The following is a 25,751-nucleotide window of genomic DNA, read 5'->3' as shown; positions in this document are numbered from 1 at the left end:
ATTCGAACGGCCCGATAAATATAAATATTTAAACTATCCTCCCCGCCCTCATTCAGTATGCGATTTATTTCGTCCGAGCGGATCTCGAACCACTCGGGGGCGGCCGCCGAGCGCGAGGTCTGGGAGCGTCTCAAGGCCGCGTTCGGCCCCGAGGACACCGGGGTCGGCTACCGTCGCTATCCTATCGTGGACCGGACCGCGGGAGACTTCGACCGAGAGGCCGACTTCCTGCTGTTTCTGCAATCGGTCGGTCTCGTCGTTATCGAGTGCAAGGGGTATCAGATCGACCACGTCCAGCGTATCGAGGGCGAGAAGTGGATACTGCGAAACACCTCTCAGTCGAGTTCCGCGCCCCACTCGCAGGCGTTCGACCACAGCACTCGCGTTCTGCAACACTTCATGAAGGAGTCGGACCTCTGCGACCGGCGTCGAAACTGCGTGGTCGCCGCGAACTCGCTCGTCGCGCTGCCCAACATCACCCGCGAGGAGTGGGAGGCGCGGGGGTTCCACGAGGGGCCGAACGCGCCGCCGGTCCTGCTGGCCGACGACCTCTCGCCGGTCGCGCTCCGCGAGCGAATCGAGACGCTCCCCCACGCCGAACCGCTGTCGGATTCGGAGTACGAGACCGCTCGCGCGGTCCTCAGCGGCGGCCAGCCCATAAGCGGCGACCGAGGGCCGGAACTCGCGGACGAGACGACCAAGGGCGGCCTCTACGAGACGGTCGAGAAGGGACTGAACAGGCTCGACGAGAAGCAGGAGGAGATCGGCCTCCAGATTCCGAACGGGCCACAGCGAATCCGGGGCATCGCGGGGTCGGGCAAGACGCTCCTGATGGCGAAAAAGGCCGCCCAGATGCACGCCAAGCACCCCGACTGGCGAATCGCGCTCACCTTCCAGACCCAGAGCCTCTACGAGACGGTGACGGAGAACGTCGAGCGCTACTACGCGTTCTTCTCGCCCGACGACCCCGAACCCGACTGGGACAAACTGGAGATTCTCCACGGGTGGGGCGGGCGGACCAAGCACGGTCTCTACTACAAAATCGCCAAGGAGTCGGGCGTCCGGCCGCTGAGCTACGGGCAAGCCAAGCGGGAGTTCGGCGACGAGGACGGCGACCTGTTCGACCGCTGTTGCGAGCAGGCGCTCGAGGAGGGCCGGATACAGGAGTCCTACGACGCGATTCTGATAGACGAGGCCCAAGACTTCAATCCCGGCTTCTACAAGCTCTGCTACGCGGCGCTCGAGCCACCGAAGCGCCTCGTCTGGGCCTACGACGAGGCCCAAAACCTCCAGACGCTCACGGTACCGACCGCCGAGGAGATATTCGGCACCGACGCGGCGGGCGACCCGATGGTGGACCTGAGCGGGAGTTACGAGGGCGGTATCCAGAAGAGCCAGATTATGCGCAAGGCCTACCGGACCCCGCGCTCGGTGCTGATGCTGGCCCACACCCTCGGGATGGGCCTCCGCCGCGAGGAGGGCGCGGTGCAGGCGATAACCAACCAAGAGGGCTGGGAGGACATCGGCTACGAGGTGCTGAGCGGCGACTTCCGGAAGCACGGCGAGCCGATCGAACTGACTCGGCCCGCCGAACACTCCCCGCACCCGCTTCACGACGAGGCGGACGCCAGCCCGTTCGTGCGCTTCCAGCGGTTCGGCCGGAAGCGCGAGGAGGTCGAGTACGTCGCCGACCGCATCGCCGAGGACGTGTCCGAGGGCGGCCTCGCGCCCGAGGACGTGCTGGTCGTCACGCTCGGCGAAGTCAGAGCGTCCCGACGCACGGGCGAAGATCTCGCCGCGGCACTCGACTCCCGCGGCGTGGACGCCAACCTCGTCTGGGACGGCGACCGCGACGTGTTCGCCGAGGAGGATTCGGTCACCGTCTCCCGAATCAACCGCGCGAAGGGGAATCAGGCCGCGATGGTCTACGTCATCGGCGTCGAACACGTCGAGGACGACGCTCGACGGCAGGACCTCATCCAGCGCAGAAACGAGGTGTTCGTCGGCGTCACCCGAACCGAGGCGTGGTGTACCATCACCGGCACGGGCCGAGACGCGGCCATCTTCGAGGAAATCGAGACGCTCCGCGAGCAGGTGTCGGGACCTGACCCGGTCGTGACCTTCCCCGCGCCCCACCCCGACGACCTCGAACGCGAGATGGAGGACGACACGACCGCGACGACCATCGACCAGTTCGCTGACTAGGGTTCGAGATAGGTTATTCGTTGTTTAAGAATTGTTTCTATTTTCTAAAGACTCCCAAACATTTGTCTCGGCGCGCGCTGGCGCGAGTTCATCTCGCGCCGTCGTCGCGCGAGGGACGAGCGAACGACCGCAGGGAGTGAGCGAGGAGGTTGGGGAGGACGAGGTGCGGTGTCGTGACGAGCGAAGCGAGTCACGGTTCGTCAGAGCTTCGCTCTGACGGCGCTGTGCGGTCGCGGTGCGGTAGGCTCCTGTGTTCAAGCCTGAAGCTAGCTTCCCCGGCTTTCCTGTCTTTTTGTTCTCTGCGGCGGTCAAAAGTCGAGTGAGTACTATAACTCAATAACATGATAAGAAATAAAAGTAGACAACGAAAGGACTCTATATGGAGTATAATTATCAAGACTACGACTGGGAGAAAATCCTGTCAAGTGGTACAGGAATAAAAGTTCAAGACGGTGGCCGACTTACTGCGAATTTCGTCCATAAGACCCCTCAAACTATTAATGTAATCGACAGTAGTGAGACTGAAATCCCTAAAGGTGATCCTCATCTTCCAGAAGCGTTCGCAGGTCTTCCTGCTTCTGTAACAATCCGAGGAGTCAGAAAAGGAAATGAAGAACCAACAGAGTCAGAACTGGACATTATCCATATTGTAGAGTCACTTCACCGTGGGGACTCAGAAGTCGTGAACAAATAGAGTAAATTACGGATAGGAAGTGGTCTAAGACGATAAAACCCCCATGCATATTATAAATGCGAGACTGGAGTGAGCTTCTTCGGCCTTCCTATCGTTTCCGAGAAAAGCAGTCGTCACGTCCTTGACTTCTGTTCGGAGAAGCTAGCTACTTCCGACTCCTATGAGTTACCGCACAGCACCGCAACCGCACCTCGTCCTCCCCAACCTCCTGCGTTGCTCAGTCGTCGCTCCCTTCGGTCGCTCCTCCCTGCGCTACTCGTCCCTCGCGCGACGATGGCGTGGCGACAAGACGCCACGCCAGCGCGCGCCGGAGTGGAAAAGCCGAATCAGCGCATGCCGGAGCAAAGAAACCGAACCAGCGTGCCCGAACAGAAAATCACGGACGCGAGGAGAACGCGCTCTTTTTCACCACCGAGTGCCAACTCTCCGAGCAAATGGGCAAAGTGAACATCGGGCTACGCGGCTGGCGCTTCGACGAGGACGAGGTCTTCACCGAGGACGACAACTTCCGGCCGGTGGACCAGATGCCGGACGACACCCGCAAGCGACTGGTCAGGCTACAGGCGCTCGTCGGGTCGCCCTGCGACGCCTGCTGGCTGATTCACGGCGACGAGAACCTGCCGGAGTGCAACGTCGCGGAAGTCGTCTACGGCGAACCCCTCTCGGAGGTCGTCCTCTGTCGGGAACACGAGAACGACTTCCTCTACTGGTTCGGCGAGGCCGGGGGCAGTCAGTTCAAGGGGGAGGACCGATTGCAGGACGAGTTCCACGAGTGGTTCCTCGACGGCGGGCGCGCGCCCGACCACTACGAGGGAATCGAACACGTCGAGACCGACCCCGACGACATTCCCGAGCCGCCGGAGCCGGACCAAGAGGCGCTGAACGTCGAGATTCCCGAGGAGGAACAGGAGCGCATCAACCTCCGCGACATGGACTTCGAGGGCGAAGACGGCGAAAGCACCGAGGACGCCGAAGAAGACGACAGCGAACCCCTCGAACCCGGCGAGGAGTTGGACGACGACCTCGACTTGGATCAGGACTACCCCTCCTCATGACCCCGCCCGCAGTCGCCGTCGTGGAACCGAAGACGCCCGGCAACATCGGGACCATCGCGCGAGCGATGAAGAACTTCGGAATGCACGACCTGAAACTCGTCGATCCGCCTGAGTTCGGCCGCGACAGCGAGGCCTACGGCTTCGCCGGGCAGGCCCGCGAGGACGTACTGCCGAACTACGACGAGGTCACCTTCGACCACCTCGTGGAGAACTACCACACCGTCGGCCTGACCGCGACGACCAACGAGGACGCCCGCAAGCACCGCCGGTTCCCCTTCGAGACGGTGGACGAGTTGGCCGACAGCCTCCGCGACGTGGCGGCCGACACCTGCCTCGTCTTCGGCCGCGAGGACAACGGCCTGACCAACGACGAGATGGCCCGCGTGGACGAGGTCTGTTCGATTCCCGCCAGCGCCGAGTACTCGTCGCTGAATCTTGGGCAGGCCGCGACCGTCACGCTCTACGAACTCCGAGAGTTGACGCTCGAGGAGACCCAACTCCCCGACGTGGAGCGCGAGCGCGCCGACGAGGCCGAAATCGAGGGCTTCTACGACCACTTCGGCCGGTTTCTCGACGCCATCGACCACCCCGAGGAGAAGCGCGCCAAGACCGTCCGCCTCGCCCGGCGACTCCTCGGTCGCGCCCACCCGACCGGTCGGGAGATTCGGACCCTGCGCGGGGTCCTCCGGCGGGCGATGTACCACGCCGACGACGAGTGAGGGACACGTTCGCCCGAACGGCTTTTCCCCGTCGCCGGAGATACGTTTTAAAGAACACGTCACCGGAGCGTCTACCGTGCCAGAGACCACTACGCAGTCGTCTCGACGGGCGACTACGACCCAGTCGGTTCGACGCGCGAGCGGGGCGAGCACAGATAGTCAAATCTTTTATCGAATTGCCGCGTAGCTACCTACGAGTATGTTTGCCTCCCTCCCGCTCGGCACGCAGTTCACCCTCCTCGTCGCGGTCCCGAGCATCGCGGCCATGCTCGTGGGCAAGCGACTCTTCCTCCCCGACCAGCGGTTCCGGACCTTGCTGGCGGACTTCCTCCGGACCGACTGGAAGTACCTCGGCGTCGCGTGGGTCGTCACCGAAATCGTGAACAAACTCGCGCTCAACTTCCACGTCGCCCGGACGTTCACCGACGCCATCTACGCCGTCGAGGGCGCGACCGTCGCGGTGTTTCAGGCTTTCGTAGTCACGCCGCTGACGGTGCTGGCGACCGGCGTCTACCTCGTCGGGTTCCCGTTCGTCGTGCTGTTCACGTATTTCAAGCTGAAGGCCCACGACGAGGAGGAGGCCCACCGCTACGCGCTGGCGTACATCATCGTCGTCGTCTGCGCGGTGCCCTTTTTCCTCCTGTTCCCGGTGAAGGTGTCGTCGCTGTACCTCTCGACGGTCGAGCCCCTGATGTACGAACTCACGCCCGCAATCCAGCACGGCATCTACAGCACGGACACGCTGGTCAAGGCCTTCCCGAGCCTCCACACCGGCCTGTCGGTGCTGGCGGCCCTCTACGCCCAGAAGGCCGACGCCCGGTACGCCTACACCGCGACAATTCTCGCGGTCGCCATCGTCTTCTCGACGCTCTATCTCGGGGTCCACTGGGTGACCGACGCCGCGTTCGCCATCCTGCTGGTCTACGTGGCCTACCGGCTCTCACAGCGCGTCAGCGACCCACGCTGGTCGGTGATTTCCCGCGAGTTCCTGTCGGGCGTTCGGCGGTACGCGTGGCCCTGAGAGGACGAGTGGTGTTCGCAGTTCCTTGCTGAGATTTTGTGGCTCGTTCGCCGGGACTTACGGGACGAGTCGGAAACTCGGGGAGTTCAGTAGAGCTAGCTACAGGCTTGAACACAGGAGTCTGCCGCACCGCTACCGCGGGCCTCACGCCTCCCCAACCTCCTCCCTCGCTCCTTACAGTCGCTCAGTCGTCCCTCGCGCGGCGGGCGCGCAGAACTACGCGCCCGCTCGCGCGCCGACGCAGAGAAAATAAAGTAGCGCACGCTTCGTCAGAAAATCACCTTTGGCTTCGTCTCCGCCTCAGTGTCCGCCCGAGGCCACGTGCAGGCCGACGATACCCACGACGATGACGCCGATGAAGGCGACGCGGGTCAGCGAGGCCGGTTCGTCGAAGAGAAAGATACCGAGCGTCGCGGTGCCGACCGCGCCGATGCCGGTCCAGACTGCGTAGGCCGTGCCGACCGGCAGGTCCTCGAGTGCGATGGCCAGCAGGCCCATGCTGACGACGAGCGCGACGACGGTCCCCGCGGTGGGTATCGGTTTCGTGAGTCCGTCGGAGTATTCGAGACCGATTGCCCACCCGACCTCGAACAACCCGGCGAGTATCAGGACGTACCACGACATCTGGTCCGAGTAGGCGATTCGCGCGGCTATGTCTTGCGCTTTCGCTGTCCCAGGGCACGATATCGGCAAATATATCTCCTTCTCCGTTTTCGTAGTCGATAATTTTAAGAATCATTAAGTAACGGGAGTCCGCCCACGGGAACATGGAAACTGCGGGCCCGGATGGCCGATTAGCAGAGCGGATAGACGGCGATGCGTTACTCGAAGATTTAGATATCGACGACGCGGAAGTCAGTTGGCGCAAGGATTTCACCGGTTTCGACGGCGACGACGCCGAGCGACTCTCCGAGCAGTCCGACCTGTTCGAGGCGGTGGCCGACGACGCGGTCGAGCAGTTCTACGACCACCTGACGAGTTACGACGAGACCACCGAGGTCCTCGACCGTTCGACGCGGACCATCGACCAACTCAAGCAGACCCAAGCCGAGTATCTCCTCTCGCTGGCCGACGGCGAGTACGACCGCGAGTACTTCGCCGACCGCGCTCGTATCGGCAAGATTCACGATATGCTGGATATGCCGCTGAAGCACTACCTCGGCGCGTACGCCCTCTACTTCAATTTCCTCGTCCCGGAAATCGGCGACCGGGTGGTAGAGCGCACCGCCGAGCGCGTGGACGACGAGGCCGCGGAGGTCGTCCGCGAGGAGTTCACCGAGGGTATCGAGGACATCCTCTCGCTGTTCCGCATCGTGAACCTCGACATGCAGATGGTGTGTGACACCTACATGCAGTCGTACAACGAGCAGATACGCGAGACCAACGACCAGCTCAAGGACCTTCAGGAGGCTATCTCGGAGGACGTGGAGGCCTCGCTGGTGGACCTCTCGGACTCCGCCGAGGACGTGGCCCACAGCGCCGACGAGATTCACGACGTGATCCGCGAGCAGGCCAGCGACGTGGACGACATCGCCGAGGAGACCGAGAACATGAGCGCGACGGTCGAGGAAATCGCGGCCAGCGCGGAGCAGGTCGAGCAGACCAGCCGCGAGGCCAAGAAACTCGCCACCGAGGGTCAGGCCGCCGCCAGCGACGCCATGACCGCGATGGAGGACATCGACGACGCGCGCGCCGACGTGACCGGCGACATGGCCGACCTGCAGGAGACCGTCGCCGAGATAGACGAGGTGGTGGACGTCATCGACGACATCGCCGAGCAGACCAACCTGCTGGCGCTCAACGCCTCCATCGAGGCGGCCCGCGCGGGCGAGGCGGGAGACGGCTTCGCGGTCGTCGCGGAAGAGGTCAAGAGCCTCGCCGAGCAGTCCAAGGAGCAGGCCAGCGAAATCGAGGGCATGGTCAGCGAGATTCAGTCCAAGACCGACGACACGGTCGAGAGCTTAGACCGGACCGAGCGCCGCATCCAGTCGGGCGTCGAGAACGTCGAGGACTCGCTGGAGACCCTGCAGGACATCGTGGAAGCGGTCGAGGAGACCGTCCACGGCATCGGCGAGGTCGCGGAGGCCACCGACGAGCAGGCGGTCGCCGCCGAGCAGGTCTCGGCGATGGTCGATGAGGTCTCGCACCACGCCGGAGACATCGCCGACGAGGTGGCCGACGTCGCGGCGGCCACCGAGGAGCAAGCCGAGCGCATCGAGAACATCGAGGACTCGGTCGCGCGACTGCACGACGAGACGGCCTGACGCGCCGGATTCGATTTTCTGACCGATTTCGCGGGCCGCAGGCCGCGGTCTGCGGGTCGCGCTCGGTGTGACAACCGCCGAGGGTGCGCTCGGTGAACCAACCACCGGAATGCGCTCGACTCGGCAACTGCTGGCAAACGCTCGACTGACCAACCGATAGGGCGGGATGAAGGGGCCGCCCGGTCGCGGGCCTCCGGCCCGTGGTCGTCTCCGGCGGCTCTATTCTCAGGCCGGGCGGTGCTGAGAGGCCTGAGAATATCCGCCGGAGCGACCGCGAGCGGGCGGGGGCTTCAAGAGACGTTCACGACTACGATTACAGTCGTTCCGGTACGACCAAGGACAGCTAGAGCATCCCTTAAGAAAGGGAATAGAATGTAAAAGAAACAATTACCGTTCTCTAAGCCCGCTTCTGAATCTCCTCACGGAGCAACTGACTCACGGTGTCCCCATCTGCTTTCCCACCCAAGGCACCCATCGCTTCGCCCATCAGGCCCGAGAACGCCTGCATGCCCTCGTCGGCGACCTGCTCCTCGTTGCGCTCCACGACTTCGACCACGGCCTCGCGGACCTCGTCCTCGCCCGCGCTCCCGAGGCCCTCCCGCTCGATGGCCTCGCTGGCGGTCAACTCGGGGTTCTCCGCGAGCGCGGTCAGCACCTCGCCGACGTTGCCCTTCGCGGTCTCGCCGTCGGCGACCGCGTCGAGGACCTGCAGGAAGTGGTCGTCGTCCAGATTCTCGACCGGCACGCCGTCGCGCCGGAGTTCCGTGACCGTGCTTTCGACGGCTTGGGCCGCGAGGGTGGCGTCCGCGCCGGACTCGACCGCGCGTTCGAAGACCGGCATGCGCTCGCCGTAGGCGACCTGCTCGGCGAGGCCCGCGTCGAGGTCGTACTCGTCCTGATAGCGCTCGACCTTCTCGGTGAGGAGTTCGGGCGTCTCGACCTCGCTCGGGTCGGGTTCGACCGGGGGCACGTCGGTCTCGGGGTACATCCGAGCCGCGCCGGGGAGCGGGCGGAGGTAGCGCGTCGTGCCGTCCTCGTTCGCGCCGCGGGTCTCCTCGGGCACGCCCTCCAGCGCGGTCTCGGCGCGCTCGGCGGCGGCCTCGATGGCCAAATCCGCCGTCTCGGGGTCGGCGGCGACGATGGCGACCGCGTCCTCGTCACCGGCACCCACAGCGTCGCGGAGCGCCGCCACCTCGTCCTCGGTCACGCCGTAGGCCGGGAGTTCGTCGGTGTGGAAGATACCGCCCGCGCCGTGGCGCTTGGCGTGGTCCGAGAGTTCGGTCCCGAGGCGGCGGTCGGGCTGGATTTCGGCACCCACGAGACCGTCGAAGCCGTAGAGGGGGACCGCCGTGACCTTCCCGCCCGATTCGAGCGCCGACTTGATGACGCCCGACTCGGTGTCGGCGAAGGTGTCGGTCACGTCGATGACCTCGCCCACTTCGGCGTCGCGCTCGCGGAGTTCGTCCCGAATCTCCAGCAGGCGGACCTGCCGGTGGACCTCGTTCGCCACGAGGTCGTCGATGTCGTCCAGACTCTGGACGCCCTTGACCTCGACGCGCGCGCCCTCCTCGATGGAGATGTTCACGTCTTGGCGGATGGTGCCCAGTCCGCGCTTGACCCGCCCCGTCGAGCGCAGGAGCATGCCGATCTGCTCGGCGGCCTCGCGGGCCTGCTCCGGCGAGCGAATGTCGGGCTTGGTGCCGATTTCCACCAGCGGAATGCCGAGGCGGTCGAGGCTGTAGAGGACGCCGTCCTCGCGCTCCTCGACGCGCTGGGCGGACTCCTCTTCGAGCATCAGGTCCTCGATGCCGACCGACCCCTCGGAAGTCGAAATCTCGCCGTCGGTCGCCATCAGCGTCGAGCGCTGGAACCCGGAGGTGTTGGACCCGTCCACGACGATTTTCCGCATGACGTGGGCCTGGTCGATTACGTCCATATCGAGCAGTTGCGCGATTTCGAGGACGACCTCTTGGGCCTCCGCGTCGAGGCGGTGGGGCGGTTCGTCGTCCTCCTCGACCAGACACGTCGTGTCGTAGGCCAGATACTCGAACTCGCGCTCGACGCGGCTCTCTTCGAGCGCGGCCTCGTCGATCTCGCCCAGTTCGCTCTTGGTCGGGTGCAGGAAGCGCGTGAACTCGCGCTCGGCCTCCTCCGGTTCGCGGAGGTCGGTCGGACATCCGCAGAACAGTTTCGACTCGGTGTCGAGTTGCTGGTGAATCTCCAACCCCGCGACGAGGCCGAGGTCCTCGTAGTCGTGTTCAGTCATTACTCGGCAATGAGTCGGCGAAGGGTAAAAAACCGTCCAGTTGCGATTCCTGGTCGGGTCCGGAGGACGGCGTCCTACCGCTCCAGACAGCAACCGCCGTCGTCGTTATCGTCGCCACCGCCAGCGTCAAAGTTGAGCACGAATCCGCTGTCGAGACTGCGTTTCAGTTCACCGTTCCCACCGCCACCGTCGTCGCTGCCGCCGCCGCTGTCAAGACAGCTACAGGCGGTTCCGATGTCGGAAGTCACCTCTTGGGCGGTGACGCCGCTGGCCGCGAAGCCGACTGCGAGTAGCGCGAACGATACCGTGACGAGGAGTTTCGTAGTCCGTCTCATGATGGAGTCCCATCGCTCGGCTTGCCGAGCATGGGGTGTACTATCATACCAAAACAAGCCATATAAATTTTTCCTAGATTATACTATTTTTTCTAATGTCTGGAAGGGGTGGAGTATAGCCCTCGACGGTCAGTCTGGGGACGCGTCCTCGCTCTGTCGTTCTCGAAGACTCTCCTGCAACTTCTCCCCCACTAACTCCCGAAACTCAGCCGCCTTCTCCGCGTCCAAGTCCACCGCCGCCGCGGCCCCGCCAGCCGAACTCGCGGTATCGACCACCACGCTCGCCAGGTTCCGGCGGCGCTGGAAGATGGTCTTCGTCTGGATGACGGTCTGGACGCGGTAGTAGGGCACCACCTTGGTCGTCCGGTCCCAGAACCCGTTCCGGGTGAAGGCGTGGTTCCGGCCCACCGCGTAGCCCCGGTTGCGCCACTTGAGGTGGGCCGCGACGGGCGCGAACAGGACGAACGCGAGCGGAATCGCCGCGAGCGGAACCGGGAGGGGCGAGGAGGGGCCGACGACGACTTCGAGCGCGCCCAGCGCCGCCGCGAGGCCCACCAGCGCGAGGCCGTACCGGAAGGCGTAGCGAGTCCGGGCGCGCTTCGGCGGGCGAGAGAACTCCGGCACGTCGAACGGTTCCACGTCCTGCGCGAGTCGGGCGACGCGGTCGCTGGTCGCCAGCGGAATCGCGGCCTCAGAGCCGCCGGAGGGCGTCTGGCCCGGCCCGTAGCCAGCGGTCTCGACCGCGAGGGTGGCGTAGCCGAACTGCCGCATCAGGACGTTCTCGGTCATGGTGAGCGTCTGGACCTTCGAGAGGGGGATGGACCCGTCGTATCGCTGGAGCAGGCCGCGCTCGTACCGGAGTTCGTCGCCGACCTGCGTGAGGCGGAAGCCGTAGTAGCGCGCGAAGGTGACGGCGGCGCTGATGACCCAGAGCGCGACCACGAGGAAGGCGACCAGGACCACCCCGCCGACGAACGCGACCTCGGTGAGACCGGGCACGAAGGGGAAGGCCGCCGGGCCGAACGCCAGCAGGGAGAGGTACCGGAAGTCGAACGAGAGCGCGCTCAGGAGGGCCAGCTCCGCGGTGGCGAGTTCGAAGAGGAGCTCCTCGCGGTCGTCGCGCACCTCGCGGTCTGCTGATTCACCCGTCTCCGATTCCTCTGCGCCGCGCTTGAGTCGCTGGATTTCCCGCTGGAGGCGCTTGGCCTCGTCGTAGCCGACGAACCGGAGGCTGGCCTCGGTCGCTCCTCCCCCGGCGGTTTCGAGGTCGAGGACCGCGATGCCGAGCGCCCGCTGAATCAGGTTGCGCGAGATGTCCACGTTCTGGATTCTCCGGAGGGGAATCTCGCGGTTGCGCCGGGAGACGACACCCGACGCGATTTCGAGGCCGTCGTCGGTGAGTCGGTACTCGAAGCGCCGGTAGTAGGCGACCTGCCAGAGCGCGACCGCCACGACGCCGACTGCCGCGAGCGCGAACAGGCCGGGTCTCGTCAGTCGGACGGGCAGGGCGTCGGTCCCCACCAGCGACTGGCCGAGGAAAAACAGCATCAGGCCGATGCTCATCCCCCGCGAGAGCGCCCGGTAGGGGACCGAGAACGGGTGGAGTCTCATACGGCGTCGGACTCGCGCTCGCTCTCGATGGCGAGGCGACGGAGCTGTTCCTGCAAGTCGTCGGCCCGCTCGGGCGTCAGACCCGGAATCGTCACGTCCGCGCCCCGCGACCCGGCGGTGTAGACCACGACGCTCGCCAGTCCGAGCGCGCGCTCGACCGGCCCGCGCTGGGTATCGACGTGCTGGACGCGGACGAACGGGACCACCGTGTTCACCCGCGTCAGTACTCCTCGCTCCAGATAGAGGTCGGCGTCGCGGACCTCGAAGCGCCAGATGCGATACCGGAGGAGGGCGAAGACGACCCCGAGCGCGAGCGCCAGACCGGCCACGACGAGGGCGACCCAGAGTCCCACGCCGAGCGCGAACCGATCTACGAGCGCCGCGAGGAGGCCCAGCACGATTGCGGTCGTGACCGCGCCGACGCTCCAGACGAGGCGGACGCGCGGATTCAGCACTTCCATGCGTCGATGAACTACCTCGCGTCCGATAAGTCTCCCCGTCTTTGCTCGACGTGAGGAATATGTAATTCTTTACTTAGAGATTCTATATATCTCTTTGCCAATCGTTTAGTTGTCTCTCACAAGACGAGGCCATCGAGAACGGCCAAGAGGAGCCACGGCACGACGAACGCGGCCGCGGCGGTCAGTCCGGCGACGAGGACGAGAAATAACGTCCACTCGCCGACGGCCCGGAGTCGCACGTTCGCCACTACCGGGCGGACGACGAGCAGGGCCGCGACGACAGCGAGCGCGACGGCCGCGAGTTCGACGACGGCAAACGTCGAGTTCATCCCGACTCCTCCTGCGGAGAGAAGTCGTCCCGTCGCCGGAAGCGACTCCGCGAACCACGCCGACCCGAGGAGGAGCGATAGCCCGTAGGCGTAGACGAAAACGAAGTAGGCCCCGAGGAAGCGCCAGTCGGTGAGCGAGTCGGGTCGCACCCCGGTCACGTTCTCGGTGAGCGCGAGGAGGTGGCACCGAACCGTCGGCAGGACCAGCGTGACGGGAAGCGAGACGGCCGCGACGAGCGCGCCGCCGACGAAGATGACGCCGAAGACGATGGCAACGACGGCCAGCCAGACCAGGACGAGTTCGAGGAGAACGAGCAAACTCTCCAGCGACATGACCTATCGGTACGACGCTCTCTCGTATGAAATTGGTCGTCGGAGCGTCGGACTGTCGAAACCCCGCTACCGCCTCCCCGAGATTTATATCAGCGGTTTGTGAACCTGAGCGCATGGGCAGTCAGCGCGAGGACAGCGCCGAAACCGACCGCGACACCCCTGCAGACCGCGACGCGCCGACGGACCGAAACCCGCCGACGGACCGAAATCCGCCGACGGTCCGAGGCCCGTCGGCGGCCCGACGGGCCTCGGCGAGGGGCGACGACTCGCCGCCCCGAGGAGTCCCGACCGAGCGGGTCCACGTCCGGCGACTCGACGTGGTCGATACTCTCCGGTGGTCCAAGGAGGTCCTGACCGATAGCCTCGAACTCGTCGGCCTCGCGTTCGCCGTCTCGCTCCTCTCGGTCGTCGCGCTGGCGGGCGTCTCGCCGACCGCGCCCGCGGAACCGCCGCGAGTCGCCGACTGGGTGTGGCCGGTGTATCTCGCGCTCTTCGTCGGGTTTGCGCTGGCTTGGAGCGTGGTCTACGCGACCGCAGACGCCGCCGTCGAGGAGCGCGCGCCCTCGCTCGCCGACCGGCTCAAGCAGTCCGCGGCCCGCCTCCCGTCGCTGGTCGTCACGGGGACGCTCGCGTGGCTCCTCACCGCGGTCGGCCTCTTCCTGCTGGTCCTCCCGGGCGTCTACCTCTTCTGCCGACTCGTGCTGGCGTACCCGGCCTGCGTCATCGACGGGACGGGACCGCTCGGAAGCCTCAGAGCGGGCTGGCGGGCCAGTCGCGGCAACGTGACGAAGGTCTTCGGCGTCAGTTTCGGCTACGTCGCGCTCTCGGCGGCGTCGAACTACGCGGCGAGCGCGTTCGGCCCGCTCTCGCTCGCCGGGGAGTTCGTCTCCGCCGGACTGACCGCGGGCCTGCTCCCCCTGTTCGGCCTCGCGTTCGGCCACCTCTACCTCGAAAGCAGTCGGAATCAGTAGTCGCCGGGCTTACTCCTGCGGACTCTCACCCGAGTAGTCACCTGTCTGGGCCGAGACTGCTTTGAGAGGAAAGGACTTTTACTTTAGACGCATCTAATTTGTAGCAACTATGCTATCCGAGTTCACGGTTGCACCGCTCTCACGCCTCCACCTACCGACCCCGGAGGTGCGGTCCTGATGGCGGGATTTCTCGAAATCGTAATTGTGGCCTTCACGGCCCAACTGCTCGTCCTCCCCGGCGAGAAGGTCCAGTTCATCATCGCCGGACTCTCGACGCGCTACAACCCGTGGGTCGTGGTGACGGCGGCGGGGAGCGCGTTCGCCGGGTGGACCGCGCTCGAAATCTGGTTCGGCAGTCAACTCAAGGGCGCGCTCCCGGCGGTCTATCTGGACGCTTTCACCGCCGTTCTCTTTCTGGCCTTCGCGGTCCTGCTCGTGCGGTCCGCGCCGAAGTCGAGCGAGGTGCCCGCCGAGACCGACGGCGGCGTGATGAGCCCCGGTGACATCGACATGACGGTGTTCGGCAGAGAAGTCCCCGACGCTTTCGGCGGATTCCTCCCCATCTTCGCCATGATGGCGGCGGGCGAGTTCGGCGACAAGACCCAACTGGTCACCATCGGGCTGGCGGTCCAGTACGGCGCGACCCCGGCGATCTGGGTGGGCGAGATGCTGGCCATCATCCCGGTCAGCATGGCCAACGCCTTCTTCTTCCACAAGTTCTCCCACGCGTTCGACGTGCGGAAGGCCCACTTCGCCGGCGCGGCGCTGTTCCTGTTCTTCGGCCTCGACACGATACTGGCCATCCTCACCGGCTTCTCGGTGTGGGAGGCCATCGTCGGGACGCTGTCCGGCGCGATTTCGGCCGCGATTCCGATTTAGCGATTCTCGAAGGCGTCCGAAATCCGCTCGCGCACGTTCTCGGCGGTCCCGGCGTTCTCGTGGCCCTCGTCCAACTCGAAGTCGGCGAGCGCGTCGGTCACGACGTTGGCTTCCGGCCGGGAGAGTTCGACCGTCTCGGTGTCGTCGGGGTCGTTTCCGCCGAAGATGGAGTCGTTGTCGAGCCACCCGGTGTCGTCCTCGGTCGCCATCTCGCCCTTCTCGACTCCCCGGTGCTCGTCGAAGTCGAACTCCGCAGAGAGGTGGTCTTGGATGTTCTGGATGCGCATCCCTCGGTCGTCCGAGGCGGTCATCTCCTCGTCGGAGAGCGCTGCGATGACGACCCGGGCCTCGTTTCGCGTCATCTCGAAGGTCGCGGTGTCGCTGTCGCCGTGTCGGTCGTCGGACATGGAACTAGAGGACGACGGCCTGTCTGAAACGGTTGACGGGCGTTTCTGGAAAGTGGATTTCTGAATCTGTAGCGATGCGGCCGTGAACGAAATTGAGCCGAAAGCGAACGCCGAGAGTACCGAGGAGAAGGTTTAGAAAGCCCCCGGCCGCTCGCGGTCGCTGTGCAGGATATTCGCGGCTCTCCGCACAACCCGCCGCGAATAGGGCCTGCACAGGCGACTGAACTGTACGCGAGCGACCGGCCCCTTTCAGTCCACCCAGACTGTGGTTCGACTGGTCAAGCGTATGCTTGTAGAGTCTACCACCGAGCGTTCGCTCAGTGAGACAACTGCTGTCCTTGGCGGACTGAAAGGGCGAGCGGGGCTTGCGTTCAGTTTAGTCGCCTCAGCGCGGCCCTATTCGGCGCGCGCAGTTCTGCGCGCGCCGAATATCCCGCTGAGCGACCGCAAGCCGCGCGAGGGCTTTCGAGGCAGATGTTCTCTCGAGTATCGTAGTAACTCCCACAGTTCTGCGGAAACCGCGTCACTCGTCAAAAGAAGAAAAACGAAGAAACGGTCCGTTCGTTCCTAGTCGTCGCTACCCAGAATCCCGCGGTGGGTCATCTTCTCGGGGTCGATGACCTCGTCGGCCTCCTCCTCGCTGAGGTAGCCCTTCTCCACGACGACCTCTTTCACAGTCTTGCCCTCCTTCAGGGCGGTCTTGGCGGCGTCGCTGGCCTTGTCGTAGCCGATGTGGGGGTTGAGCGCCGTGGCCAGCGCCATGCTCTGTTCGACCTGCTGTTCGCAGTGTTCCTCGTTGGCTTCCAGCTTGCGGACGAACTTCTCGCCGAAGACTTCGCTCGCGTTGGCGAGCATCTCGGCGGACTGGAGGAAGTTGTGCGCCAGCACCGGCTTGTAGAGGTTGAGGTCGATTTGGCCCTCGGCGGCACCCGCGCTCACGGCGGCGTCGTTGCCCACGACCTGCTTGTGGACCTGATTGACCGCCTCGGCGACGACGGGGTTGATTTTGCCGGGCATGATGGAGCTACCGGGCTGGTTCTCCGGCTGTTCGAGTTCGCCGAGACCGTTCCGCGGCCCGGAGGCCAGCAGGCGCAGGTCGTTGGCGATTTTGTTGAGCGAGCCAGCGATGGTCCGGAGCGCGCCGTGGGCCTCGGACATCGCGTCGTGGGCGGCCTGGGCTTCGAAGTGGTTGTCGGCCTCGCGGAACTCGACGCCGGTCTCCTCGGAGATGTACTCGGCGGCCTTCTCGGGGAATTCGGGGTGGGTGTTCAGACCCGTTCCGACTGCGGTCCCGCCGAGCGCCAACTCCGAGAGGTGGTCCCGAACTTGGTCGAGGCGCGCGAGGCCCTTCTCGACCTGCGTGCGGTAGCCGCCGAACTCCTGTCCGAGGCGGACCGGCGTGGCGTCCTGCAGGTGGGTGCGACCGGTCTTGACGACGCCGTCGAACTCGTCTTCTTTGGCTTCCAGCGCCTCGCGGAGCTGGTCCAAGGCGGGCAGGAGGTCCTTCTCGACGGCTTCGAGGCTGGCGACGTGCATCGCGGTCGGAATCACGTCGTTACTCGACTGGCCGAAGTTGACGTGGTCGTTGGGATGGATTTCCCGGCTTCCGATTTCGCCGCCGTAAATCTCGGTCGCGCGGTTGGCGATGACCTCGTTGGCGTTCATGTTCGAGGAGGTCCCGCTCCCGGTCTGGAACACGTCCACGGGGAACTGGTCGTCGTGGCGACCCTCGATGACCTCGTCTGCGGCCGCCACGATGGCGTCGGCCTTGTCCTCGGGAATCATCTCGAGGTCCCGGTTGGCCTCCGCGGCGGCCTTCTTGACGACGCCGAGCGCGCGGACGAACCGCCGTCCGAACGTGATGCCCGAGATGGGGAAGTTAGCGAGTGCGCGCTGGGTCTGTGCGCCCCAGTAGGCGTCGGTCGGTACCTGCATCTCTCCGAGGCTGTCCTCCTCTGTCCGGTAGTCCTCGTCGTCGCTCATGCGAATCGACCTCCGGAGATTCGCGTGAGGTCGGGAAGCGCAGTCTCGTGAGCGGAGCGAGCGAGGAAGCGATTGCCGGAAGTCATACGTTCGAAGGTCCATCCCCCGCAGATAAATATCGTGCGCACTCGGTCTCGGCGGTCGGTTGGGGCGAACGCCCGAGAGGGACGGATTCCGCCCGAATCGGACATCTAATTATTGCTTAAAACATTATTTAGTTATGGTGGTATGCGGGCGCGAGCGCAGTCCAACGCTCGCGCCCGCATGAGTCGACTAGAATCGGTTCTCCCTCAGAACCGATTCTCCCTCGACCACCCGCGCCGTCGACTCGGATATCCGCGCGCCCGACTGACGGCACACCGTCACCGACCACACAGGCGGAGAAACGAGTCACACGGGTAACAGAAACCCGCCGATTTAGTGATGGTAGAACGACACAACTCCCAACGCAATAGATGTTGTCCGACTAACTGCTCTCGAAAAACCCAGAGACGGCAGTCTGATTCTGGGTCGACCGTCCTAGTGTGTTACTGACTCACAGTTTACTCGGTCTTGCATTAATTTCAACAACGTTTAAGTGGCTGGTGTGTGATGAACCCGCTTAGGCCTAACGTATGACAGATGCCAACGAAGGTTCCGACGTTTCTCGGCGCGACTATCTCAAAGTAGCTGGTGCGGGTACTATCGGCGTCACCGGACTGGCCGGTTGTATGGGCGGCGGCGGTGACTCCGAAGGGACGACGACCGACTCCGGTTCGGACGAGACCACCGAGTCCAGCGATGGCGACAGCGACAGCACGACCGAGGAGGACTCGAATTACGAGACCCTAGAGGTCCAGCACTGGTGGACCGGCGGCGACGGTGCGAAGGCCGCAGAGGCGCTGTTCGCGGGCTTCGAGGAGGCACACCCCGACATCGAGGTCAACCAGAACCCCGTAGCGGGCGGCGGCGGCCAGAATCTCAAGACCGTCATCAAGAAGCGCGTCCTGAACAACAACCCGCCCAGCACGTGGCAGGCGTGGCCGGGCGCACACCTCCAGCCGTTCGTGGAGGCCGACAAGCTGAAAGACATCGGCGATTCGGTCTGGTCGAAAAACGGCATGAAGGACGCCTACCTCGAAGGGCCGAAGGACGCCGCCAAGCCCGACGGGAAGTTCGTCACGGTCCCCATCAACATCCACCGGCTCAACAACCTCTTCTACAACAAGAAGGTCGTCGAGGAGGCGGGCGTGGACCCCTCGTCCATCGAGAAGCCCAGCGACCTCACCGCGGCGATGAAGAAAGTCGAGGAGAACACCGACGCGGTCGGCATGGCCAACCAGACCAAATCCGCGTGGTCCACGGCCCAGCTCTGGGCGCAGGTCCTCCTCGGCGAACACGGCACGGAGACCTACCGCGCCTTCACCGAGGGCAAAGTCGAGGCCAACAAGGAGGCCGTCAAGAACTCCCTCAGCATCGTCAAGGAGTACACCGAGTACTTCAACGACGACGCGGGGTCCATCTCGTGGACCGAGGCGAACAAGAAGGTCATCAACGGCGAGGCCGCCTTCTTCCATCAGGGCGACTGGGCCGCGGGCATGTACCGCGGACAGGACGGCTTCGAGTTCGAGTCCGAGTGGGGGCAGGTGCCGTTCCCCGGCACGCAGGGCGTCTACGCGCTCAACATGGACTCGTTCCCCATGCCGAAGAACAACCCCTCGCCCGAGGCGGCCAAGAAGTTCCTCCAGTACGTCGGGAGCGTGGACGCTCAGGAGCGGTTCAACCCCAAGAAGGGGTCGATTCCGCCCCGTACCGACGTGCCCAAGGATAAGTTCGGGCCGTTCCTCAGCCGCCAGATGGACGACTTCGCCAACTCCGACGTGCAGGTCAAGTCCATCCAGCACGGGCTGGCCATCCCGCCGGGAGCCAAGAGCAACTTCGGCGACGCGATGTCGACGTTCACCTCAGGCTGGAACGTCGATAAGACCTACAAGCAGCTGAAACAGGCGTTCAACTGAAGGCAGCTCCCACGTTTCCTTTTCACATGCAACGACTCAGAGACGTACTCCGACGGCTCTCTCCGAGACGCGGGGCCGACAGCGGGGACCGGGAGCTTCGCGCGGATGGTAGCGAGCAGACCGACCGTCTGCGAGGTTCGTCAGAGCTTCGCTCTGACGGTGGGGTAGCCACCGCCGAGGAGACCCCGACCGAGACCGGCCGGTGGCAGTCGCTACTGTCGAGCGACTTCGTCCAGTCGATTCCGTTCTGGCTCCCGCCCTTCCTGCTGATGGGCTTTTTCGTCTACGGGGCAATCGGGTGGAACCTCGTCATCTCGCTGACGGACTTCGAGGGCCTGCTCCTGCCGGAGTACACGGTTTCGGAGTTCGACCTGGAGATGTACCGCCGGGCGCTCTCGGACCCGTCGTTCTGGACCGCGGCCCAGAACACGCTCGTCCTGCTGGTGGCGTTCACCGCGGTCTGCCTGCTCTTTGGCCTGCTGTTGGCCATTCTGGTGGACCAAGAGATTCGGTTCGAGAACACCCTCAGAACTATCTACCTCCTGCCGATGAGCCTCTCGTTCGTCGTGACCGCGAAGTTCTGGGCGTGGATGTACAACCCCCAAATCGGGATGATAAACGTCACGCTCCGCCAGTTGGGACTCGACTTCCTGACCTTGCAGTGGATTTCGAACCCCGACACCAAGCTGGCGGCGGTCATCTTCGCGCTCATCTGGCAGTTCTCGGGCTACGCGATGGTGGTGTACCTCGCGGGGCTTCGAGCGATTCCGACCGCTCACTACGAGGCCGCGAAGGTAGACGGCGCGAGTACCGCGAAGATGTACTGGCGGGTCATCCTGCCCCAGCTTCGCGCCTCGACCATGAGCGCCGCGGTGGTGCTGATGGTGTTCGCGCTGAAGGCCTTCGACTTCCTCTACGTGATGTTCGGCAACAACCCCGGCCCGGCCGCCGACATCCTCGCCACGATGATGTTCCGCGAGGCGTTCGGGTCGAACAACTGGGCCTACGGGTCGGCCATCGCCATCGTGCTATTCGGCATGGCGCTGGCGGTGGTCGCGCCGTACCTCTACAGCGAATACCGACGAGGTGAACTATGAGCAGTCCGCCAGCCAGTCCGAACCCGGACGACCACACCAGACGAGAGCGAATCGAACAGACGATTAGAGACGCCGACCGAACGAGGGTCGCGCTCTACGCGATTCTCCTCGGTCTGGTGGGCTTCTACCTCGCGCCGCTGGAAGCGGGGCTGATGACCGCGTTCAAGACGACCGACGCGTTCAACCGGACCGTGCCGTTCCTCCCGCCGGTTGCAGACGGATTCACCTTCGAACCGTGGGAAATCGCGTTCAGCGAGATGAGCAACGCGCTCGTCAACAGCCTCCTGCTGGCGGTTCCGGCGACCGTCCTGTCGGCGGGACTGGGGTCCATCGCGGCCTACGGGCTGACGACCATCGACTGGAAGTACCAGACGGCGCTGGTCGCGCTGTTCGTGGCGGGCATCTTCATCCCGTATCAGGCGGTGCTGGTGCCCCTCTCGCGGCTCTACGCCATCGTGAACACGCAGGAACTGCTGAGCTTCCTGTGGGGTCTCCCGATGATGCACGAGCATTACGCCAGCATCATCAACCTCATCGTGACTCACGTCGCGTACGGGATTCCCATCACCTTCCTGCTGTTCCGGTCGTACTACCAGACGCTCTCGGACGAGATGATAGAGGCCGCCCGACTCGACGGTGCGAGCGTGTTCAGCATCTACCGCAACATCGTCCTGCCGCTCTCGCGGCCGATTTTCGCGGTCACGCTCATCTATCAGTTCACTCAAATCTGGAACGACCTGCTGTTCGCGCTGGTCATCCTCCCGTCCGGAGGAGGCGCGGCGGCACCGGTCACGATTGCGCTCAACAGTCTGACTGGCGGTATCGTGGAATCGTTCAACACCCAGATGGCGGGCGCGTTCGTCGCGGCCCTGCCGACCCTGCTGGTGTACGTCCTGTTCGGCGAACAGTTCGCAAAGGGAGTTGCCGGGGAGACTTGAAGACCATGACAAAGCTTTACACCACTCTACGACGGAGGACAGAACGATGGCCGAACTGACCCTCGACGGGGTAACCAAGTGGTTCGAGGACGACGGCGGGCGAATCGTCGCGGTGGACGACGCCCGCGTCGAAATCGAAGACGGCGAGTTCCTCGTGCTGGTCGGTCCCTCGGGGTGTGGCAAGTCCACGACCCTGCGGATGATTGCGGGCCTCGAAACCGTCTCGGACGGCGACATCCGACTCGGCGGTCGCACCATCACCGACGAACCGCCGACGACGCGGGACATCGCCATGGTGTTCCAGTCCTACGCGCTCTACCCCCACATGACGGTGCGGGAGAACATGAGCTTCGGACTGGAGGAGTCCACCGACATGCCCGACGACGAGATTCGCTCGCGGGTCGAGGAGACCGCCGCGATGATGGGCATCGAGGACCTGCTCGACCGAAAACCGGGCGAACTCTCGGGCGGTCAGCAACAGCGCGTCGCCCTCGGTCGCGCAATCGTCCGCGACCCGGAGGTCTTCCTGATGGACGAACCGCTGTCGAACCTCGACGCCAAGCTGCGCTCGCAGATGCGGACCGAACTCCAGCGATTGCAGGAGGACTTGGGCGTCACCACGGTCTACGTCACCCACGACCAGACCGAGGCGATGACGATGGGCGACCGCATCGCCATCCTGAACGACGGAAAGCTCCAGCAGGTCGGCACGCCGCTGGAGTGCTACCACGAGCCCCGGAACGTCTTCGTCGCGGGGTTCATCGGGGAACCCTCGATGAACTTCTTCGACGTGGACCTCCGCAACGGGAGCCTCGTGGCCGAGGAGTTCGAGTACCTCCTCTCCGACGAGACGCTGGCCGACGTGGAGGGCCACGACCGACTCGTCCTCGGGATTCGCCCGGAGGACATCGAACTGGTCGGCGAGGGCGAGGGTCGCCACGACTTCCGGACCGCGGTGGACGTGGTCGAACCGATGGGCGACGAGAACAACGTCTACCTGACGTTCGCCGACGCCGACCGCGCCGTGGCGACAGACGAGGAGACCGAGACCTTCGTCGCCACCGTCTCGGGTCTCCGGAGCGTCGAGAGCGGGCAGAAAGTCGTCGCGCGCATCCCCGAGGAGGCGATTCACGTCTTCGACCGCGAGACCGGCGAGGCGCTCCACAACCGGAAGCTGGACCGGACCGAAGTCCCGCAACCGAACATCTGAGCCGTCCCCGGAACTCGGCTTTCTCGGGACTCCTCTCTTATCTACCAGACAACACAAACTGGTTTCAGCGAACACTTTAGTCTATCCTGTCGGATAGTGTACGTATGTTGCTCGTAGGTAGCGACGACGGCGTGTATCGCGCGGCGAGTCCGGTCGGGTCCGGCGCGGCCGAGGGGCCGGAGGAGACCGACGCCGAGCGCGTCCTCCGGTCGGGCCGGGTGCTTCGCGTCGAGACCTTCGATGGCGTCTCCGGCGCGTTCGCGGCCACGAAGACCGGACTCTATCACTCTCACGACGGCGAGGAGTGGACGAATCTCGACGTGCCGCGGGAAGAAGTCTACGCGGTCGGCGCGAGCGAAGGGCGAATCTACGCCGGGACGCGGCCCGCACACGTCTACGTCGCCGAAATCGACGGTTCGGGCGAGATTTCGAACGTGGCGTGGCGCGACCTCGACGGCTTCCGAGAACTCGCCGAGCGCGACGACTGGGGCATCGACCGCCACGAGAACGTCGCGCAGGTTCGGGACGTGCGCGTCCACCCCGAGTCGCCCGAGCGCGTCGTCGCCGGAGTCGAGGTCGGCGGGGTCTACGCCAGCGACGACGGCGGCGAGACGTGGCGAGACGGGCGAATCGAGGGCTTCGACGCGCCCCACACCGACGACATCCACCACCTCGCGCTGGCGGACGGCGGCACAATCGTCGCGGCGACCGGGAGCGGCCTCTACCGGACGACCGACACCGGCCGGTCGTGGGCGCGACTGGACGACGAGCATCGCCAGAGCTACTTCCGCGAGTCGCTGGTCCGCGACGGGGAGACTTTCGTCGGCGGGTCGCCGACGCCGCCCTCGTCGTGGGAGGAGGACCGCGACCACGCGCTGTTCGAGTACCGGACCGACCGCGAGGAGTCGGCCCTCGAATCGGTCCCGTCGCCGACCCCGGAGGAGGTCGCGGTCGGGTGGTGCGAGTACGACGGCGACGCGATTGGAGTGACCCACCGGGGAACCCTGCTTCGCCGCGGCGCGGACGAGTGGGGGGCAACCGGCTCGGTCCCCGCCCCCGAGAGCGTCCACGGCCGGTGCATCCCGCTGGCGCAGTTCGAAGTCTGACCGACTGCTGGCGAGTGCTACTCCTCTTCGACCGCCGATTCCAGTAGCACGTCCGCGGCGGTCTGGTTCGCCGGGCCGAGGTCCTGCTCTCTGGCGAGTCGCGCAATCTGCTGTTGGGCGTCACGGACCGACACCGCGCCGCGGTCGAGCGCGGGCAGGAGGTCGCCGTACAGTTCAAGTTCGGTGTCGAGCGCGCGGGCCAACTCGGTGCGGGCCTCGCCGTAGGCGCTCTCCTCGTCCAGATAGACGTAGAGCTTGGTGCTGTACTCGGCGAGTCGCTGTTTCGTGCGCTCGCTGACCGCGGGGTGGTCGAGCAGGTCCTCGGTCGGGATGTCGCCGGGGTCTCGGTCCTCGGGGTCGGGAGCGTCGTGGTCCCGAATCTCGTCCCGGGCGAGGTCCTTGGCCGACTCGTACTTCGAGGCCAGTTCGGTCCGGGTCTCGCGGCTCTCCTCGGTCCAGTCTTCGAGGAGCGAGAGGGCCTCCCCGAGGGTCTCGACTCGGTCGCCGAGGCGGCGAGAGAGTTCTGCGGCGTTGTCGCTGGCTATCAGTTGGACTTCCTCAACGAAAGTGGGCATGAGTTGTGAGTAGTCGTAGTTCCGCCGGTCTACTCGGCGCGTTCGGCGTACTCGTCGGGCGTGTAGGTGGTGACTTCGAGCGCGTGAATCTCCTCGGTCATGTGGTCGCCGAGGGCGTCGTAGACCATCTCGTGCTGGTCGACCAGCGACTCGCCCTCGAAGGCGGGCGAGACCACGGTGGCCGCGAGGTGGTCCTCGTCGTCCACGCCGCGGGGGTGGCTGACTGTCGCGTCGGCGTCTTCGAGGTTCTCCTCGATGAGTGCTTCCACGTCTTCGGCGTTCATGTTCCGGGGTACGAGACGGGCGGTGAAATGCGTGTGGATACTCCCTGCTTCGACCTACTCTGAGACTCTCCTGTCCGGCGCGCGCTGGCGTGACCTCCGTGTCACGCCGAACCGCGCGAGGGATGAGGACCGCAGGCCCGTGGCCGAGGACCGCAATCGGTTGGGGAGGACGTGGCCTGCGGTTGTGGTACTGGGCAGTAGACGGCTATGCTCAAGCCTGAAGCTAGCTTCTTTCTGCTTTCAGTTTGTGAGTAGTATTCAGATACTCCGTGACGACAGCGACAATGGTTTCGAAAGCCCTCGCGCGGTTCGCGGTCTCTCAGCGACATATCCTCCGCTCACTTCGTTCGCTCCGGATAGGGGTCGCTGAGGCGACCACGTAAACGCGAACCGCGCTCGCCCTTTCAGTCCGCCAAGGGGTTCGGTTGGTCCACCGAACGAAGCACGTGGAGAGTGGCGGGTCCTGAACACTACTCGCACAATAGACGCAAAAAACCGGAAGCCCGTGATTCAGGTCTCGCCCGACGCCACAATCCGGTCCAGACGCCCGACCGTCTGGGTGTCTGGCTCCTCGCCGTCCAGACCGCCCTCGACGCGCTCGACCACCGGGTTGCGGTAGTCGGTGTAGACGTTGATGGCGTCGTCGTCCTGTTCGACGGTGAACTCCTGCACGTCGTCGTCCGGCCGCCAGACGCCGGTCACCTCGCCCTCCGCGGCGCTTGCGGCCCCGCGACCGCCGCGCGGCGACCATTCGAGTCGAACGCGAGTTCCCTCTTCGAGGTCGTTCGGCTGGAGTTCGTCGCTGGACATGGTCGAACCTTGGACCTCGTGCCCCTCAAGAGTTCGGTCGAAACACCGCAAAGCAATTTACAAATTTGTTTAAAAGGCACTGTCTAGTTAGCGCAGTTTAAGAAGTGAGCAGGTTGTAGCGGTTGTGTCCATGCAAGCCGCAAACCTGCTCAAAAGGACGTTAGACACCGCGACTCTTGAATGTTGGCAGCGGGAGCGGAC

Annotated in this window: 24 protein-coding genes; 13 read left to right on the top strand and 11 right to left on the bottom strand. The window is 64.7% G+C overall.

Annotated features, from left to right (window positions below):
• The first annotated feature begins 57 nt into the window (after window positions 1-57).
• The 5 genes from EPL01_RS14815 to EPL01_RS14795 all read left to right on the top strand — a co-directional run bounded on the left by EPL01_RS14815 (window position 58) and on the right by EPL01_RS14795 (window position 5,694).
• Window positions 58-2,205: a DEAD/DEAH box helicase gene (locus EPL01_RS14815; RefSeq protein ID WP_210424161.1), complete on the top strand. Its 2,148-nt coding sequence runs from the start codon at window positions 58-60 to the stop codon at window positions 2,203-2,205.
• A gap of 379 nt (window positions 2,206-2,584) precedes the next feature.
• The gene (locus EPL01_RS14810) at window positions 2,585-2,899 is read left to right on the top strand and encodes a hypothetical protein (protein ID WP_135826062.1); all 315 of its coding nucleotides are present in this window, start codon (window positions 2,585-2,587) and stop codon (window positions 2,897-2,899) included.
• A 434-nt stretch (window positions 2,900-3,333) separates the two neighbouring features.
• Window positions 3,334-3,954 carry a DUF8114 family protein gene (locus EPL01_RS14805; protein ID WP_135826061.1) on the top strand — a complete coding sequence of 207 codons (621 nt, stop codon included), beginning with the start codon at window positions 3,334-3,336 and terminating at the stop codon, window positions 3,952-3,954.
• Window positions 3,951-4,673 carry an RNA methyltransferase gene (locus EPL01_RS14800; RefSeq protein WP_135826060.1) on the top strand — a complete coding sequence of 241 codons (723 nt, stop codon included), beginning with the start codon at window positions 3,951-3,953 and terminating at the stop codon, window positions 4,671-4,673. Before EPL01_RS14805 ends, EPL01_RS14800 begins: the two co-directional genes overlap by 4 nt.
• 199 nt (window positions 4,674-4,872) lie before the next feature.
• Entirely contained in the window at window positions 4,873-5,694 is an 822-nt protein-coding gene (locus EPL01_RS14795; RefSeq protein WP_135826059.1) for a phosphatase PAP2 family protein, read from the top strand.
• Between the two features lie 300 nt (window positions 5,695-5,994).
• On the opposite strand, the gene sugE is transcribed toward EPL01_RS14795, so the two are convergent.
• Window positions 5,995-6,318: a quaternary ammonium compound efflux SMR transporter SugE gene (gene sugE / locus EPL01_RS14790; RefSeq protein WP_135826058.1), complete on the bottom strand. Its 324-nt coding sequence runs from the start codon at window positions 6,316-6,318 to the stop codon at window positions 5,995-5,997.
• Window positions 6,319-6,461: 143 nt separating this feature from the next.
• Between sugE and EPL01_RS14785 the strand changes: the two genes are divergently transcribed.
• On the top strand, window positions 6,462-7,958 hold the full coding sequence (locus tag EPL01_RS14785) for a globin-coupled sensor protein (protein ID WP_135826057.1): 1,497 nt from the start codon (window positions 6,462-6,464) through the stop codon (window positions 7,956-7,958).
• A 397-nt stretch (window positions 7,959-8,355) separates the two neighbouring features.
• On the opposite strand, the gene gatE is transcribed toward EPL01_RS14785, so the two are convergent.
• The 5 genes from gatE to EPL01_RS14760 form a co-directional block, all read right to left on the bottom strand.
• The gene (gene gatE, locus EPL01_RS14780) at window positions 8,356-10,224 is read right to left on the bottom strand and encodes a Glu-tRNA(Gln) amidotransferase subunit GatE (RefSeq protein WP_135826056.1); all 1,869 of its coding nucleotides are present in this window, start codon (window positions 10,222-10,224) and stop codon (window positions 8,356-8,358) included.
• Window positions 10,225-10,298: 74 nt separating this feature from the next.
• Window positions 10,299-10,559, bottom strand: a complete 261-nt coding sequence (locus EPL01_RS14775; RefSeq protein ID WP_135826055.1) for a hypothetical protein — start codon at window positions 10,557-10,559, stop codon at window positions 10,299-10,301.
• Window positions 10,560-10,688: 129 nt separating this feature from the next.
• On the bottom strand, window positions 10,689-12,170 hold the full coding sequence (locus tag EPL01_RS14770; protein WP_135826054.1) for a PH domain-containing protein: 1,482 nt from the start codon (window positions 12,168-12,170) through the stop codon (window positions 10,689-10,691).
• Window positions 12,167-12,631, bottom strand: a complete 465-nt coding sequence (locus tag EPL01_RS14765) for a PH domain-containing protein (RefSeq protein ID WP_135826053.1) — start codon at window positions 12,629-12,631, stop codon at window positions 12,167-12,169. The genes EPL01_RS14770 and EPL01_RS14765 overlap by 4 nt, the downstream gene beginning before the upstream one ends.
• A 116-nt stretch (window positions 12,632-12,747) precedes the next feature.
• A complete protein-coding gene (locus EPL01_RS14760) occupies window positions 12,748-13,293 on the bottom strand; it encodes a hypothetical protein (protein WP_135826052.1) in 546 nt (181 codons plus the stop codon).
• Window positions 13,294-13,406: 113 nt separating this feature from the next.
• Here EPL01_RS14760 and EPL01_RS14755 point away from each other — a divergent pair, with 113 nt between their 5' ends.
• Window positions 13,407-14,264 carry a hypothetical protein gene (locus tag EPL01_RS14755; RefSeq protein WP_135826051.1) on the top strand — a complete coding sequence of 286 codons (858 nt, stop codon included), beginning with the start codon at window positions 13,407-13,409 and terminating at the stop codon, window positions 14,262-14,264.
• Window positions 14,265-14,441: 177 nt separating this feature from the next.
• Window positions 14,442-15,143: a TMEM165/GDT1 family protein gene (locus EPL01_RS14750; protein ID WP_135826050.1), complete on the top strand. Its 702-nt coding sequence runs from the start codon at window positions 14,442-14,444 to the stop codon at window positions 15,141-15,143.
• On the opposite strand, the gene EPL01_RS14745 is transcribed toward EPL01_RS14750, so the two are convergent.
• Together EPL01_RS14745 and EPL01_RS14740 are read right to left on the bottom strand one after the other, a co-directional pair.
• Entirely contained in the window at window positions 15,140-15,550 is a 411-nt protein-coding gene (locus EPL01_RS14745; protein ID WP_135826049.1) for a hypothetical protein, read from the bottom strand. The genes EPL01_RS14750 and EPL01_RS14745 overlap by 4 nt on opposite strands.
• Before the next feature lie 567 nt (window positions 15,551-16,117).
• A complete protein-coding gene (locus EPL01_RS14740; protein ID WP_135826048.1) occupies window positions 16,118-17,533 on the bottom strand; it encodes a class II fumarate hydratase in 1,416 nt (471 codons plus the stop codon).
• Window positions 17,534-18,147: 614 nt separating this feature from the next.
• Here EPL01_RS14740 and EPL01_RS14735 point away from each other — a divergent pair.
• The 5 genes from EPL01_RS14735 to EPL01_RS14715 all read left to right on the top strand — a co-directional run bounded on the left by EPL01_RS14735 (window position 18,148) and on the right by EPL01_RS14715 (window position 23,881).
• A complete protein-coding gene (locus EPL01_RS14735) occupies window positions 18,148-19,530 on the top strand; it encodes an ABC transporter substrate-binding protein (protein ID WP_135826047.1) in 1,383 nt (460 codons plus the stop codon).
• A gap of 26 nt (window positions 19,531-19,556) precedes the next feature.
• Complete coding sequence (locus EPL01_RS14730; protein ID WP_135826046.1) at window positions 19,557-20,627, top strand: carbohydrate ABC transporter permease; 1,071 nt, start codon at window positions 19,557-19,559, stop codon at window positions 20,625-20,627.
• On the top strand, window positions 20,624-21,565 hold the full coding sequence (locus tag EPL01_RS14725; protein WP_135826045.1) for a carbohydrate ABC transporter permease: 942 nt from the start codon (window positions 20,624-20,626) through the stop codon (window positions 21,563-21,565). Before EPL01_RS14730 ends, EPL01_RS14725 begins: the two co-directional genes overlap by 4 nt.
• Window positions 21,566-21,611: 46 nt before the next feature.
• On the top strand, window positions 21,612-22,775 hold the full coding sequence (locus EPL01_RS14720; RefSeq protein WP_135826044.1) for an ABC transporter ATP-binding protein: 1,164 nt from the start codon (window positions 21,612-21,614) through the stop codon (window positions 22,773-22,775).
• Between the two features lie 104 nt (window positions 22,776-22,879).
• A complete protein-coding gene (locus tag EPL01_RS14715; RefSeq protein WP_135826043.1) occupies window positions 22,880-23,881 on the top strand; it encodes a WD40/YVTN/BNR-like repeat-containing protein in 1,002 nt (333 codons plus the stop codon).
• 17 nt (window positions 23,882-23,898) lie between these two features.
• On the opposite strand, the gene EPL01_RS14710 is transcribed toward EPL01_RS14715, so the two are convergent.
• The 3 genes from EPL01_RS14710 to EPL01_RS14700 all read right to left on the bottom strand — a co-directional run bounded on the left by EPL01_RS14710 (window position 23,899) and on the right by EPL01_RS14700 (window position 25,550).
• Entirely contained in the window at window positions 23,899-24,456 is a 558-nt protein-coding gene (locus EPL01_RS14710) for a hypothetical protein (RefSeq protein ID WP_135826042.1), read from the bottom strand.
• 29 nt (window positions 24,457-24,485) lie between these two features.
• Window positions 24,486-24,740 carry a BolA family protein gene (locus EPL01_RS14705; protein WP_135826041.1) on the bottom strand — a complete coding sequence of 85 codons (255 nt, stop codon included), beginning with the start codon at window positions 24,738-24,740 and terminating at the stop codon, window positions 24,486-24,488.
• 510 nt (window positions 24,741-25,250) lie between these two features.
• A complete protein-coding gene (locus tag EPL01_RS14700) occupies window positions 25,251-25,550 on the bottom strand; it encodes a hypothetical protein (RefSeq protein ID WP_135826040.1) in 300 nt (99 codons plus the stop codon).
• Window positions 25,551-25,751 lie beyond the last annotated feature (201 nt).

This window comes from Halorussus ruber (assembly GCF_004765785.1).
GTDB lineage: Archaea > Halobacteriota > Halobacteria > Halobacteriales > Haladaptataceae > Halorussus > Halorussus ruber.
The sequence above is the reverse complement of the archived record's forward strand: the minus strand, read 5'-3'. Positions and strand labels throughout refer to the sequence as shown.